The sequence below is a fragment of the Agrobacterium sp. 22094 genome (assembly GCF_052046015.1).
Lineage (GTDB): Bacteria > Pseudomonadota > Alphaproteobacteria > Rhizobiales > Rhizobiaceae > Agrobacterium > Agrobacterium cavarae.
The window spans coordinates 1,544,638-1,559,667 of record NZ_JBQEPX010000001.1; the positions used below are offsets into that span (position 1 = coordinate 1,544,638).

General features: G+C 55.7%; 11 protein-coding genes. 3 read left to right on the forward strand and 8 right to left on the reverse strand.

Annotation, left to right across the window (positions count from 1 at the left end):
* Positions 1 to 204: 204 nt before the first annotated feature.
* The gene (locus tag ACTJK5_RS07470) at positions 205 to 780 is read left to right on the forward strand and encodes a LabA-like NYN domain-containing protein (protein ID WP_144620989.1); all 576 of its coding nucleotides are present in this window, start codon (positions 205 to 207) and stop codon (positions 778 to 780) included.
* Between the two features lie 183 nt (positions 781 to 963).
* Positions 964 to 2,454 carry a methyl-accepting chemotaxis protein gene (locus tag ACTJK5_RS07475; RefSeq protein ID WP_440612097.1) on the forward strand — a complete coding sequence of 497 codons (1,491 nt, stop codon included), beginning with the start codon at positions 964 to 966 and terminating at the stop codon, positions 2,452 to 2,454.
* An 80-nt stretch (positions 2,455 to 2,534) separates the two neighbouring features.
* Here the strand turns inward: ACTJK5_RS07475 and ACTJK5_RS07480 are convergent, their stop codons facing one another.
* The 5 genes from ACTJK5_RS07480 to dapA all read right to left on the reverse strand — a co-directional run bounded on the left by ACTJK5_RS07480 (position 2,535) and on the right by dapA (position 7,622).
* Entirely contained in the window at positions 2,535 to 3,230 is a 696-nt protein-coding gene (locus tag ACTJK5_RS07480; RefSeq protein ID WP_440612098.1) for an FkbM family methyltransferase, read from the reverse strand.
* A 72-nt stretch (positions 3,231 to 3,302) separates the two neighbouring features.
* Positions 3,303 to 5,237: a putative bifunctional diguanylate cyclase/phosphodiesterase gene (locus ACTJK5_RS07485; protein ID WP_440612099.1), complete on the reverse strand. Its 1,935-nt coding sequence runs from the start codon at positions 5,235 to 5,237 to the stop codon at positions 3,303 to 3,305.
* Between the two features lie 9 nt (positions 5,238 to 5,246).
* A complete protein-coding gene (locus tag ACTJK5_RS07490) occupies positions 5,247 to 5,753 on the reverse strand; it encodes an oxidoreductase (RefSeq protein WP_440612100.1) in 507 nt (168 codons plus the stop codon).
* A gap of 367 nt (positions 5,754 to 6,120) precedes the next feature.
* Complete coding sequence (gene smpB / locus ACTJK5_RS07495) at positions 6,121 to 6,600, reverse strand: SsrA-binding protein SmpB (protein WP_440612101.1); 480 nt, start codon at positions 6,598 to 6,600, stop codon at positions 6,121 to 6,123.
* Positions 6,601 to 6,737: 137 nt separating this feature from the next.
* On the reverse strand, positions 6,738 to 7,622 hold the full coding sequence (gene dapA, locus ACTJK5_RS07500; RefSeq protein WP_062438982.1) for a 4-hydroxy-tetrahydrodipicolinate synthase: 885 nt from the start codon (positions 7,620 to 7,622) through the stop codon (positions 6,738 to 6,740).
* A 505-nt stretch (positions 7,623 to 8,127) separates the two neighbouring features.
* On the opposite strand from dapA, the gene ACTJK5_RS07505 reads away from it, so the two are divergent.
* Positions 8,128 to 10,203 carry a lytic transglycosylase domain-containing protein gene (locus tag ACTJK5_RS07505; protein WP_162741958.1) on the forward strand — a complete coding sequence of 692 codons (2,076 nt, stop codon included), beginning with the start codon at positions 8,128 to 8,130 and terminating at the stop codon, positions 10,201 to 10,203.
* 295 nt (positions 10,204 to 10,498) lie between these two features.
* Here ACTJK5_RS07505 and ACTJK5_RS07510 read toward each other — a convergent pair whose 3' ends face one another.
* From ACTJK5_RS07510 to ACTJK5_RS07520, 3 genes are all read right to left on the reverse strand, one after another.
* Positions 10,499 to 11,560, reverse strand: coding sequence for a porin (locus tag ACTJK5_RS07510; RefSeq protein ID WP_113262243.1), 1,062 nt, complete (start codon positions 11,558 to 11,560; stop codon positions 10,499 to 10,501).
* Between the two features lie 274 nt (positions 11,561 to 11,834).
* Positions 11,835 to 12,929, reverse strand: coding sequence for a porin (locus tag ACTJK5_RS07515; RefSeq protein ID WP_113262220.1), 1,095 nt, complete (start codon positions 12,927 to 12,929; stop codon positions 11,835 to 11,837).
* A gap of 644 nt (positions 12,930 to 13,573) precedes the next feature.
* Entirely contained in the window at positions 13,574 to 14,701 is a 1,128-nt protein-coding gene (locus ACTJK5_RS07520) for a porin (RefSeq protein WP_112952313.1), read from the reverse strand.
* Between the last annotated feature and the right edge of the window lie 329 nt (positions 14,702 to 15,030).

Genomic DNA, 15,030 nt, shown 5'->3' on the forward strand with positions numbered 1-15,030 from the left:
CCTCATTTCACGTGGTTTGTCTCCCAGGAGACGCAACCACCCGCCCTTTTATTAGTTAGTGCAAATTGTAGCGGCAGGTCTGGACTGCGGGCCGAACGAGCTTATATGAATGCTTAATAATGTATCGCAGACCGAGATATTAGCTGATATCCGATACTCTTATTATACTCGCGGCTGGGAGCCGCTTTGGAGGAAGCCCACTTTATGTTCGACCCACGTGAGAAAATTGCGCTCTTTATTGATGGGGCGAACCTCTACGCTGCATCGAAAAGCCTTGGTTTCGACATTGATTACCGCAAACTGCTTAAGGCCTTTCAGAAGCGCGGCTACCTGTTGCGCGCCTATTATTACACTGCCCTCATCGAAGATCAGGAATATTCCTCCATTCGGCCGTTGATCGACTGGCTTGACTATAATGGCTACAAGGTCGTCACCAAGCCTGCCAAGGAATTTACCGACGCGATGGGCCGCCGCAAGATCAAGGGCAACATGGATATCGAGCTTGCCGTCGATGCCATGGAACAGTCCGAGACAGTGGACCATCTCGTTCTCTTCTCAGGCGATGGCGACTTCACGACACTGGTGGATGCTCTACAGCGCAAGGGCCGCAAGGTCTCCGTCATTTCAACCATGTCGACGCAGCCGCCTATGATTGCCGACGATCTGCGCCGCCAGGCCGACCATTTTATCGATCTTCTGTCTCTCAAGGCGGAGATTGGGCGTGATCCCAGCGAACGTGCGCCTCGCCCGCCGGTCGAGACCGCAGAAACTGTCGACTGAAGACTTACGCGTTGTTTTGCTTGTGACAGGCGCTCGGGATCGATCCCCAGCGCCTGAACGCTACCCCTACCAAAGGTTGATTTATTACTTTAGCAAATAATTAACCATGGTTGTGTTTTTCTGTCCTTATTGATTTTTTACGTGCAGTTGGGGAACGCGCACGAACAGTAGGGGCTGTTTTACATGACGGGGCTGCACAACAATTCTCAATTGAACGAGAGACTCGATTTTCTCGGTCTCGATGCGGAGCAACGGCAAGATCTTGCCGCTCTGAAAACGACCATCACCGGCACGCTCAGCAGCTCGCTCGATGCCTTCTACAAGAAGGCGCGAGCCGTTCCCGATACAGCGAAGTTCTTCTCCAGCGAAGCCCATATCCAGCACGCCAAGAGCATGCAGGTCAGCCACTGGACGCGTATCTCATCCGGCGTGTTCGACGCTGATTATACCAAGGCGGTGAGTGCCATCGGGCGCACCCATGCGCGATTGGGGCTTGAGCCGCGCTGGTATATCGGCGGCTACGCCCTTGTTCTGGAAGGTATCATCAAGGCCATCGTCGAATCCGAACTGAAGGGCTTTCTGGTCGAGAAAAAAGGCAAGAAGCTAGTCAGGAGCATCAGTGCAACGGTCAAAGCCGCGATGCTGGACATGGATTACTCGATTTCCGTCTATCTCGACGTGCTTGCAGACGAACGTGCGAAGATAGAAGCAGAGCAGAAGCGCATGAAGGCAGAGCAGGACCACGTTCTGGCGCTGCTCAACAGCGCGCTCGACCGGATGGCGCAGGGTAATCTTACCTCGCGCATCGATGGTGCCTTGCCCGCAGAATTCGCCGGTCTCAAGGAAAATTTCAACGCGGCAATCAGCCGTCTTTCTGAGGCCTTCGCCGAGATCGTCGACGAATCCCACAAGATCGCCAACAATACGCGGGAATTGACATCGGCAACCGACGATATGGCGCGCCGTACCGAGCAGCAAGCTGCCTCGCTGGAAGAGACTGCCGCTGCCATCGACCAGATCACCACCATCTCCAAGCAGTCGGCATCAAGGACGGAAGAAGCGCAAGCGATCGTCAAGAGTTCGGCGGACGAAGCCGCTCGCTCCCGTCATATCGTCAGCGAAGCCGTCGAGGCCATGAGCGCGATCGAGGGCTCATCGCAGAAGATTACGCAGATCATCAGCGTTATCGATGAAATCTCATTCCAGACGAACCTTCTGGCGTTGAATGCCGGCGTCGAGGCAGCACGCGCCGGCGAGGCGGGCAAGGGCTTTGCAGTCGTCGCACAGGAAGTTCGCGAATTGGCTCAGCGCTCGGCTTCCGCCGCCAGGGAGATTCGCACATTGATCGACAAGTCTTCTCAGGACGTGGCTCAAGGCGTTTCCCTCGTTAACCGCACCGGTGAGGCGCTAAACTCCATTGGCGGCAAGGTCGACGACATTCACGAACATATCGGCGCGATTACACAAGCGGTGCGCGAACAGGCCGTCGGAATCCAGGAAATCAACATGGCCATCAACAGCATGGACCAGTTGACCCAGCAGAACGCGGCGATGGTGGAAGAGACCAATGCTTCTACGCACGGCTTGAGCGACATCAGCAGCAATCTGGCAGCGCTGATTTCGCGCTTCCAGGTCGAAAAATCGATGACCTATCACCAGCATCGCGCGGCGTAACGCAACAGGCCTTTAGACCGCAGTGCGTCCTACTGGACGCACTGCGGTCTATCTTCTTTGAACTACGATCGGTCCGCCGCTCAATCAACGTCCGGATCATATTCGCGCGGTCCATCGTCCTTGGCGAAGAGGACGCAGGGGCCGCGAGATCCCCGAGGATCATAGGCAAATCCTTTATCCGCCAGCGCCTGGGTGATATCGCGAACACCCGAAAGACCATAGAGATGGTCGTGGAGCTCGACGAAAATCCGCTCCACGCCCTGAAGCTTGGCATCCCGCAACAGATCACGCTCCGCACCTTCGATATCCATCACCAGCACGTTGATGTCATGCTGCTGGATGAAGGCGTCGATATTCTCCGAGCCGATTTCGATGCGGCTTTCATAGGGGCCTTGCTTTTCGTCCATGGATGACATCCACAGATCGCGTCGAACGTAGAAGATATGCGTGTCTGGATCCCCTGCGGTCAAAAGTCCCTGAGAGAACCGCACATTTCTTGCACCATTGGCTTCCAGAATTCGTTCGGCAAGACGTGCCGTCGATGGGTTTGCCTCGAAAGCGAAGACCGACACGTCCGGAATGCGGGCAATGACAGAGGTAATGACACCGATGCCTGAGCCAAGCTCCAGCACCCGGTCTCCGGGTCTTACAGCCCGCGCCACGCTTCTGGCTTCCTTCGCTTCATAACTGCCATCCTTGAGAGCCTGCCAGATTACCGGCGAGACTTCGTCTGACGACAAACGTAACAGGACGCCGTGTATCTCAAACGCTTCCATATTGCGTCCTTTCATAGTCCTTTAGGGAGAGCTCAGCTTGTTGGAGTGGATTGGCAGGCCGCTTGAGAACTTTCAAGCATAGATGCCATAGGCCGTGAGTTCGCTTGCAGGAACAGGCTTGCCGATCAGATAGCCTTGGATTTGGTCGCAGCCGAGTTGGCGCATGTGGGCGAACTGTTCTTCTGTCTCAACACCTTCGGCAATCATCGTCATGCGCAACTTACGGCCGAGCCCCACAACAAATTCGACGATGGCCAGCGCGTCCTGACTGCTGGTGATATCAGACAGGAAGGACTGGTCGATCTTAAGCTTGTCAAATGGAACGCGGCGCAGATTTCCGAGCGATGAGTAACCCGTGCCAAAATCGTCCATCGCCATGCTAATGCCGACCGCCTTGAGGTTGTCGAGAATGGCAAGCGTCTGGTCGCTGTTGCCGAGAAGCACGGATTCGGTGATTTCCAGCTCGAGACGCGCGGGATCGAGATTGCTCTTTTCCAGGGCTTCGACGACGTTTTGAATGAGATTGCTGCTGTGAAGCTGGACAGGCGAAAGGTTGATGGCAATCTTGATATTCGGCTTCCAGAGTGCCGCCTCTTTGCAGGCCGTCTCCATGACCCATTTTCCAAGCGCGTTGATAAAGCCGGTTCTTTCCGCAACAGGAATGAATTCCGCCGGTGGCACGCGTCCGCGCACAGGGTGCGTCCAGCGCAGGAGCGCTTCAAATCCGCAGACAGCGCGCGTCTCTGTCGATACTTGCGGCTGGTAGAACACATCCATTTCGTTGTTCTGGAGAGCCGCCTGAAGGTCAGCTTCGAAAGATCGCTTTTCTGCCAGCTGGCTCTGCATGTAGGGTCTGTAAACGCTGAGGCTGCCAGCCCCCGCGCGTTTGGCCTCGTAGAGCGCGAGATCCGCGTGCTTCAGCAACTCATCGGCATGGGATTGCCTATGGGAGATCGCAATGCCGACACAGGTGCCGATCTTAATCTCCATATCCCCGATATGATATGGGCTGGCGATCCTTTCGACCAGGCAGCGAGCAAGATCGAGCGCTTGATCTTCGTCGAGATTGTCCGCCACAAGGGCAAACTCGTCGCCCCCCAGCCGACAGATCAGCTCGTGGTTTTTTCTGATCGGCAGTATGCGCGCAGCCACGGCCTGTAGGAGGCTATCGCCGACGTCATGGCCGAGCGTGTCATTGATCTCCTTAAACCCATCGAGATCGAGGAGGAGCAATGCAACCTTATCGATGCCGGACGGAGGGTCGAGCCGGCGCATGAGTTCACGCCGGAAAAGTGCTCGGTTGGGAAGGTTTGTCAGTGCGTCGTGATAGGCATCGTACTCAAGGCGAAGGTTGTTAGACTGCAACTCTAACGTTGCAGTCTGTAATTCTTCCGTCAAAAGTGTGAGCTTTGTCTGGGCGCGATCGAGCAGCTGGTTGTGCCGCAAGAGAAGAAAGATCAGCGCCATGCCGCAAAGGATCAAACCTCCGGCAAGTCCGGTATAGATAATGTGGAGCTTGCGGACCTCTGCGTGGGCGGCGTCGATGATCTCGACGTCATTTGCGACGGATTCCGCGGCAACCGACGTAAGCTGTGGAACGTGGCCGCTGATCACCGGAAGCAGCGCCCTTGCTTCCGCAGGGCTCAAGTCTTCCAGCCTTTTGTCGACGTCCCCAAGGAGCTGGTCAACTTCTCCGATGACCTTGCGCATGTCCGGCTTTGCATCGATGAAGGCGGCTAGGCTCCCTTCCCTGAGAGAGTTCATTCTGCCAAGCACGATATCGAGGCGAAGTCGCAGCTCGTCCTTGTCAATTCCTTCTATGCCAAGAGCATATTCAGCAAGCAGGCTTTCAAAACGGACATATTCCCCCACGGTCTGGCTGACAGCCCATGAGTCGTTATAGCGAGCAAATTTCTGGAGCGCGTTCTGCCGCTCAGCTATCACATAAGCGATGTAGCCGGTGGCGAGTATGAAGCAGCAAACAACGACTGCCAGCGCCTTTCGCAAATGTCACCTTTATTCAACTATGAGTTTGGCCACTTGCCAAGCGGAGCGCGTGTAGTAGGTCTGCGACTGAAGTTCTTGCATGCTATCATAGGGATATATGATGAAGAGCGGTCCTTTATCCCTAACCTGCATATATTCCCCGTCTCGCTTCATGGCAAGAATGACATTGTACAGGGTGAAATCCTTAACAGGAATCGTGCTGACATAGTCGTTCAGCGCCACGGCCTTGACGGTTTCTCCCTTGGCGCCCACGAACTCCATGAGCTTCGCCATGGAAACACCTTCAAAACGAACACGCGTCTCGTACCATGGTGTCTGGGTTTCCACGGTAACCAACCCCATATTTTCCAGCGCGTCCCGATCGAACTGGGCGGTGCCGTTGACGTTGGTGTTGGCGATATTGCCTGAGATGGTGAGGATCGGCTTTCCCTTGGGCGCCGGAAAGTCTTTGGCATGTACGCCCGCAGAGGAGACACCGAACAGCAGGAGGCAGAGAATGAAGCGAATGACAGTCATTGGAGCACGCCCTTCTAGCCGGATTGAGACGGAGGCGAGACCGCTCCACAGCCTCCGTTTTTTAGGTTATTATAAATTAGAATGTATTTAACTATCTTCGCGCAGTTTCGATCCATAGAGACAAGGCGAAAGGTCGTATGGCTCATAATACGCGTCTTTACATTACTTAGACACCGGGAAAAGAATCATCCTATGCGAGAAGCCTTGAGGCACTCTCTCCTAGCGTTTCCTTTTCCAATGGTAACAATGAATTTGGCCAGCCGACTTTAAACTTTCGGCCATAGATAATGATCTATTAACAAACAGACCCCGAGCTGCGAGGCTGCGGCTCGATAGGCGCGGCCTTAACGCTAGCCGCACGTTCCCCTCAACCGCCTGTTTTCAGCAGCCTGGATTTTTGCCGGTTCCAGTCGCGCTCCCTCTCCGTCTCGCGCTTGTCATGGAGCTTTTTGCCCTTCGCCAAGGCCAGTTCGAGCTTCGCGCGCCCCTTGTCGTTGAAGTAGATCTTCAACGGCACCAACGTCATGCCATCACGGTTGATCCCGGCACGCAGACGATTGATCTCCCGCTTGTTGAGGAGCAACTTACGACGGCGGCGCGGCTCATGATTGAAGCGGTTCGCCTGGAGGTACTCAGGCAGGTGCGAGTTGATCAGCCAGATCTCATCGCCTTCGTCGGACGCATAGGATTCGGCAATGTTGGCCTTGCCCTCGCGCAGCGATTTCACCTCGGTGCCGGTCAGCACCAGCCCCGCCTCGTAGGTGTCGAGTATCTCGTAATTGAAGCGCGCCTTGCGGTTTTCCGCGACGACCTTGTTTACGATGCGCTGGCTGCCTTTGGAGGCCATATCCTGATCCACTTCTCTGCCCGCACATCGAGTAATGTGCGGCTTTCGGCGCTTATGTAATCAAACCAGGGCCGAAAGTGAAGATGCGCGACTGGCGCGCATCCGTCTTATCACATCCACACAGGCGCTTGCCGTGCTCAGTTCAACAAGCCTGCATGCTTGAGGGCTGCATCGATTGCCGCTTCTGTCGATGGCTCCAACGTGTCCATCAGTGGCGAGCGGACCTTGCGGCTTCCATTGCGAGTCCGGGAGATCGCATATTTGGTGCCACAGACACCGGGCTCCATGAAGATGGCCCTATGGAGCGGCATGAGACGATCCTGATAGTCGAGCGCCAGTGCGTAATCGCCGGCAGCCATGGCCGCCTGGAACTCGGCACAGAGGCGCGGCGCAACGTTGGCAGTGACCGAGATGCAACCGACGCCGCCATGGGCGTTGAAACCGAGCGCCGTGCCATCTTCTCCCGACAATTGCACAAAGTCCTTGCCGCAATGAATGCGCTGCTCGGAAACGCGATCAAGCTTGCCGGTGGCATCCTTGACGCCAACGATATTCTTGTGCGCCTTGACGAGTGCGCCCATCGTCTCCGGCGTCATATCGATCACCGAGCGTGGCGGAATATTATAAATGATGATGGGGAGATCGACCGCTTCCGCGACAGCGGAGAAATGCGCGAAGAGCCCCTTCTGCGTCGGCTTGTTGTAATAGGGCGTGACAACCAGAAGCGCGTCTGCACCGACTTCCTGCGCGTGCAGTGCAAGCTCGATCGCCTCACTGGTATTGTTGGAGCCAGCACCGGCAATGACAGGGACCCTCTTCGCCGCGACCTCGACGCACAGCTCGACCACACGTTTATGCTCGTCATGCGACAGGGTGGGTGACTCTCCCGTGGTGCCGACGGGCACAAGGCCGCTGCTGCCTTCGGCAATCTGCCACTCCACATGGGCGGCGAAAGCCGTTTCGTCCACTGCGCCATCGGCGGTGAACGGCGTAATCAGGGCGGGAATAGATCCCTTGAACATGCAAAACTCCTTGCGGTAAGCCAGTCCATGCTTCAGCCGCATTCCGTGGTTAAAACGGTTGTCACATTAGTTGGGAGCCAGTCGCCCCACAAGCGTTTAACCGAGGCTTTCGTCCAGGAAACGTAAATAGTTTCTTGGCTTGGACCGGCATCCAGCGTCATCACGCAGACGATTGGTTTGAAGCGTTTGATGAGCGCAATGTTACCGAAATTTGATCGAATGCGAGGCGTTCGATTAAGGTTTCGTTAAGGCTGCAAGCAGCTAATGGATGCTGGGGCGATATTCTGCGGACCTTCACGCGCATGGGCGATGGCAAACGCGGATGGCGCTACAGCATCGGCGCGAAAATCGGAATCGCTTTTCGGAAGAAACACGATGCGTCGTTTCGAAGAGTTGGAGCGTCCTTAGTGCATACAAAAGAAAGCACGGCGCTCTGAGGCACAGCTTCGTGTCTTTTGAGATAGAGCTGCAATCGTGTTCGGTATGGTCCGCTGGTGAGTAAGGGATGAAGAAAACAGCAGTTTTTGGTTTGATGGCAGCGGGCGTGGTCGCAACCGTTTGGGGCGCGTGGGCGGGACCGGCGTCAGAAGGTGTCGTCCCCCTGCCCTTCGCGCGTCCCAACGCCCCTGCCGTTCCGGCGTTCCTGCCCGCTTCGCCTGAGGTCACGGGCTCGATCATCCGGCCGGCAAACCCGATTGACGTCTCCCAACTGAAAGAGGGCCTCGACGCGCTTTCCAACAGAAACGCCAGTGGGGCAATTGCTGTTCGCAACAGCCTGCCAGCCACCAGCCTTGATCGCCACATCCTGACGTGGGCTATCGCCATTTCCGGCCAGAGGGACGTTTCCTCGGCCGAAATTACGGCCGCTCAACGGGAGCTTGAAGGCTGGCCGGGCCTTTCTACGCTAAGAGCCAATTCTGAACGCACGATGCTGCGGGAAAATCCCTCCGCTGCACAGGTGCTGACCGCATTCGGTTCGTCCAGACCCGAGACGCCGGAGGGTACAATTGCGCTGGCTCAGGCGCTCACTTCATCCGGCAATGTCCAGCGTGCCCAGCAACTCATCCGCCAGCTGTGGGTGAGCGAAGGCATGGATACCGATCTGGAAGATAGAGTGATCGCCGAATTCGGTGGCGTCCTGTCGCCCGCCGATCATAAGGCCCGGATGGACTACCTCATGTATCGCAGCCGTGTCAGCCAGGCCAAGCGGTTTGGCGATCTCGGCAAGGCGCAGTCGCTGTACAAAGCCTGGGCTGCCGTTCTTCAACGCGCCAACAATGCGCCGGCCTTGTTGAATGCCGTCGAAGCTTCCTGGCGCAACGATCCCGTTTATCTCTTCGCCCAGATCGAAAACCTCCGTCATCAGCAAAAATACGACGATGCTGCAAAACTTCTGGCGCGCGCGCCAAAGGAGAGCGGCAAGCTTGTCAATCCTGGAGAGTGGTGGAACGAACGCCGGATCATCGCCCGAGGACTTGCGGATCTCGGTGATTTCCAGGGCGCTTATCGCGTGGTGGCCAACCATTCCGCAGCCTCGCCCGTCGATGTTGCAGATGCGGAGTTCCATGCTGGGTGGTACGCTCTACGCGCGATGCACGACTCGGCACTTGCCGCACGGCACTTCAACGCCCTTCTTGCCGCGTCCAATCGACCTCTTTCCGCCTCTCGCGCCTACTACTGGCTTGGACGTGCTGCTGAGGCCGGAGGGCCGGGCCAGGCGCGGGACTATTTCTACAAGGCCGCATCTCATCCCGGTACATTTTACGGCCAGCTTGCTGCCGCACGCATCGGCGTGACGACCCTCAACGTCACCTACCCCTCGCCAAGTGCTGCCGACCGCGATCGCTTTGCTGGCCGCGAAGCGGTGCGTGCCATCGAGCGGCTAGAGGCGGCGGGCTATAGCTGGCGCGCGGACGGGATTTACCGCGCGCTCGCGGAGCAGATCGACAGCCCTGGTGAATTGGCAATCCTCGCGTCACGCGCCGAGCGTAACAACAATCACCAGGTCTCTTTACAGATCGGCAAGACGGCCTTCAGCCGCGGCATTGATGCCGCCGCCCTCGCCTACCCCATCGGCGTCATCCCGGTGAGCGCCAATATCTCCGGATCGGGCAAGGCACTTGCCTATGCCATTGCCAGACAGGAAAGCGCCTTCAACCCGGCGGCCGTTTCGCCTGCCAATGCGCGTGGTCTTCTTCAACTTCTGCCGGGAACGGCCAAGGGTGTCGCGAGCCGCCACGGCATGGCCTACACACAAGCGAAACTGACCACGGACGCGGGATATAACGCCACCCTTGGCGCTCACTATCTCGGTGAGCAGATCGACAGCTTCGGCGGCTCCTACATCCTCACCTTCATCGCCTATAATGCCGGGCCAAAGCGTGTGCCGGAATGGATCGCCCGTTACGGGGATCCGCGCGGAAAACCGATCGATGAGGTTGTGGATTGGATCGAACGTATCCCGTTCCCCGAGACGCGCAACTACGTTCAGCGTGTGATGGAAAACTATCAGGTCTACAAAACGAGGCTTGGCCAACAAGCCGATATCGTCAACGATCTTCGCAACGGCCGAGCAGGCTGAGGGCGGAGGATTCCTCATCCGCTCATCACCCGACGATGACTCCGCCGCTTGCGTAGGGAATGAAGCGTTGCAATTGTATTAGTTACACGCGCACGAGCTTCGTATTCTGGCGCCTGTCAGATCGATGAACCTGTGACGCATTCAGCGCAGTATGACGAAGAGGAGCGTGACGGCTTTCATATCCGCAAACACGCTGATCCGCCGCGCGGCCATTGATGGCCAACCAACCATTCAAGCCGCCCAAAACAAAAAGCCCGGCGCGAGGCCGGGCTTTGTCATAGCGTCATACGTAAAATTAGAAGTCGCGCTGAAGACGAACGAAGCCTGTCCAGAATTCCGGACGGTTTTCTTCGTCGTAATAGTTTGCCGTCACCTTCGTAGTGAAACCTTCCACGACCTTGTAATCAACCGTCAGACCTGCGGTCCAGGCATCATTGTTGGACCAGCCGGTGTTGACTATGTCGAACGCCGCATCCTTCGTCGCTACGTTGCCAAGCCATTGAACGCCTGGTGTGATGGTCAGCTTGTCGGTGACCTTGTACGCGTATTCTGCAACAACCGCCCACTCCGAGAGCGCGTAATAGGCGTTGACGCCGGAAGCATAAACGCCAGCAAAGCTGAATGCTCCGGGGCCGACATCGAAAGCACCGATCAGGCGGACAGCGCCGTCTTCGCGATCGGTATCGTAGCCGCCGATGAGCGACAGGCTGCCACCGCCGAATTTGCCAGCAAGGCTTCCAGCGATACCGACGTTATTGTCGCTGTTGGTGTCACCAACAAAAGTAATACCTTCCAGCTCATCAACCGAGATACCAGCAGTGAAAGTGCCGGCATCGTAGGAATAGCGGATGGAGTTGAACAGCGTGTTGGAAGAGAGAAGATCCGTCTCGCCAGAGAGATCGTCATCCCACCAGCTGTAGAACTTACCGACCTTCAGGCCACCGAGTTCGATGAAGGCCTGATCGACAAAGGCAGCAGAGCCTGTGTCGCTAGGGTTGGTGGTGGAAGCTGCGGCAGAGCCACTATCCGCATTGCCACGAAAGCCGATGAAGCCACGCAGAGCGCCAAGCTCGGTGTCAGAGCGAACATCCATTTCAAACTGGGCGCGTGTGAAGCTATTCCAATCCGACGTTCCCGATTCGTTAGGACCAAAATCTGTTTCGAAGCGGATATAACCGCCGAACTTCAGGCAAGTCTCGGTACCCGGAATATAGAAGAAGCCAGCGCCGAAGGCGTCGCAAACGCGAACATATTCCAGAGGCTCAGGATCAGCAGCAACGATGGCGTCGGCGGCATGCGCGTTAGACATGGTTGCAAGTGCAGCAGCGGCACCAAACAAAAAGCTCTTGATGTGCATATCGATCTCCAAGCGAATCAGGAGAAGCAGCGGGCAAATTGCAAACATGCGTTTCTCCTTAAATTGGAGTAGACGCAAAGAAGCATCGCAGCGCAACACGCATTAAGTTAATTCGGGAACCTTACCATCTTCTTCTTTTCCGACTGTTGCGCAAGCACAACGAAATGTGATCGGAGCCCAAACCTCGGCGACGGAGGAACTACGAAAAGTCCTCTAAACACGCAGAAACCCGGCTCGGAGGCCGGGTTCCCGTGACTGACAAAGTCAGATCAGATTAGAACGAACGCTGAAGGCGAACGAAACCGTTCCACTGGTCAGTGTTTGCGCCGTCTTCATCGTAGTAATTGACGGCAACCTTAGTGGCGAGACCCTCTGTGATTTTGTAATCAAGCGTGATACCAGCCTGCCAAGCATCACGGTTCGAGAAGTCGTTGGCGATAATAACGGAACCGCCGTTAGCCACGATAACACCGCGATTGGCAACATTGCCGAACCACTGAGCGCCGGGGGTGATCGTCAGACGATCGGTAGCCTTGATGGCGTATTCAGCAGCAACAGCCCATTCAGACTCTGCATAGTAAGCGTTTGCGCCGGAAGCCCAAACACCAGCCAGGCCGAGCGTACCTGGACCGATTTCAGCGGTTGCGATAAGGCGAACTGCGCCTTCTTCCTGGTCAACGTCGTAGGAACCGATCAGCTGCATCGATGCGCCGTCAAGTTTGCCGCCTATACCGCCGGTTATACCTACGTTGTTGTCGGCTTCTTGGACCGCTGGGAAGATGCCGCCGACAGAAGGACCTGTAACAGTTGCAAAGCCAGCGTTGGTGCCCTGAAGTTCATCAGCCGAGATACCAGCCCAGAAGGAACCAGCGTCGTAGGTGTAACGAATGGAGTTGAAGAGGCTGTTCGTGGACAGAACGTCAGCTTCGCCAGAGAGGTCGTCATCCCACCAGCTGTAGAACTTACCGACCTTCAGGCCGCCGAGTTCGATGAAAGCCTGGTCAACAAAGACAGACGAAGAAGCGGAAGTTCCGTTTTCAGCATTGCCGCGGAAGCCGATGAAGCCGCGCAGAGTACCTAGTTCAGTGTCTGTCTTGGTATCAACTTCGAACTGAGCGCGCGTGAAGGAGTTCCAATCAGACGTGCCCGAACGATCACGACCGAAGTCGGTCTGGAATCGAACGTAACCGCCAAACTTCAAGCAGGTTTCAGTGCCAGGAATGTAGAAGAAGCCCGCGCCGAATGCATCGCAGACACGTACATATTCCAGGGGCTCTGGCTCAGCAGCGACGATAGCGTCAGCGGCCTTTGCGCCAGATACTGCTGCAAGAGCTGCAGCGGAGCCGATGAGAAGGCTCTTGATGTTCATGTTGACCTCCAGTCAAGGTTATCAAAGCAGCTCAGTCGATCCAAACTTAAGACGCTGCCGTGGGATGAGTAGAGCCTGAACCGGGAGAGTCGCGCAATCGAGCAATCAGTAAATCCGTCACATTGTGACACGCTTCTAAATACACTGTTGCAGTTGAGCGACAGGATCGCTGCCTGGAGAGCAAAAAAGTAAACAAGGCGCTAATAGCCATTCGGTTAAGTAAAAAAATATATCTAATTTAGATACTCATAATATTTTACGTAAACGTCTGAAGGCCACTTCACTTTTGTCTGAAATAAGCTGCTTTGAGACGTGAAATGATGGGTGGGCAGCTGCCTAACACAGTGAGTTGGCTGGATACAGGTAGAAGGCGCATTGTCGCGTCTCGATGTGCATTTATTAACGCACATCAGGGCAATCTGACATCGGCGAGGGGTTATCGCTTAAGAACTCGTCCCGACACCTGGTGAAACTCATCCAAGCACCATTTCGAGTAGCCGCCAAACGCATTATTCCAGGCTGGTACCCCGAGCATTACGAGACGCAACTTAGATCGCCTCCACGATATCAAAGGAACTGGAAACCAGCGCATAAAAAAACCCGGCTCGAAAGCCGGGTTTTCTAAAACTACGTTGTTCTAAATATTAGAACGCACGCTGAAGGCGAACGAAACCGTTCCAAGAAGAAGAGCGGTTGTCTTCGTCGTAGTAGTTAACTGCAACCTTGGTGGAGAGACCCTGAGTGATCTTGTAATCAACGGTCAGGCCAGCCTGCCATGCGTCACGGTTCGAGAAGTCGTTCGTGAGGATTGCACGGCCAGTCTGCGCGCCAGTTGCGTCGAACAGAGTGACGCGGTCAGCAACGTTACCGAACCACTGAGCACCGGGGGTGATAGTCAGCTTGTCTGTAGCCTTGATGGCGTACTCAGCAGCAACTGCCCACTCAGACTCTGCGTAGTAAGCGTTTGCGCCGGAAGCCCAAACACCAGCAAGTCCAAGCGTGCCAGGACCGAGGTCAGCTGTAGCGATAAGACGAACAGCGCCTTCTTCCTGGTCAACGTCATAGCCGCCGATCAGCTGAAGGGTCGCACCACCAAGTTTCGCGCCGACACCGGCAGAAACGCCAACATTGTTGTCAACTTCGCCCTGAACAACAGGAAAGACGCCGCCGACAGCAGGACCCGTCTGGGTGCGGAACTGACCGTTTGTGCCCTGAAGCTCGTCAACCGAAAGACCAGCCCAGAAGGAACCAGCGTCGTAGGTGTAACGGATCGAGTTGAAGAGGGTGTTCGTTGCGAGAACGTCGCTTTCGCCAGAGAGACCATCGTCCCACCAGTTGTAGAACTTACCAACCTTGAGGCCGCCGAGTTCGATGAAAGCCTGGTCAACGAAGACAGACGAAGAAGCAGCAGAGCCGCCGTCAGCGTTGCCACGGAAACCGATGAAGCCGCGCAGAGCGCCAAGCTCGGTATCGGTGCGGGTGTCAACTTCGAACTGAGCGCGCGTGAACGAGTTCCAGTCAGACGTACGGTTGTTGGTGTTGACGCCGAAGCCAGTGCCACGGTTGATGTCGGTCTGGAAACGAACGTAACCACCAAACTTCAGGCAGGTTTCGGTGCCTGGGATGTAGAAGAAACCAGCGCCGAATGCATCGCAGACACGTACATATTCCAGGGGCTCTGGCTCAGCAGCGACGATAGCGTCAGCGGCCTTTGCGCCAGATACTGCTGCAAGAGCTGCAGCGGAGCCAATGAGAAGGCTCTTGATGTTCATGTTGACCTCCAGTCAAGTTTCATAAGGGTCTGGGTTCTTAAGCTGAAGGACAGCATTCCCTGCCCCATTCCCGTTTTTTCGAAAACGAGCGATCCACCGCCGCGCTTCCGTTGCTGAAAATACAAAAGCTTTCGCCGGGCGCAATCGGCAAAGAGATTTATGACCGCTATAACTAGATGCTTCAGATAACCATGTTGCTTAAACAACACATTTAGTGGCGCGGCACTGTCCAATGATTTAACAAATAGTTAATAAAAACAACGATAAACCTTGAGTATTAGAGACTTAACATGGACCGCGACCAACATTGCCACTTCGGCCGACGACAG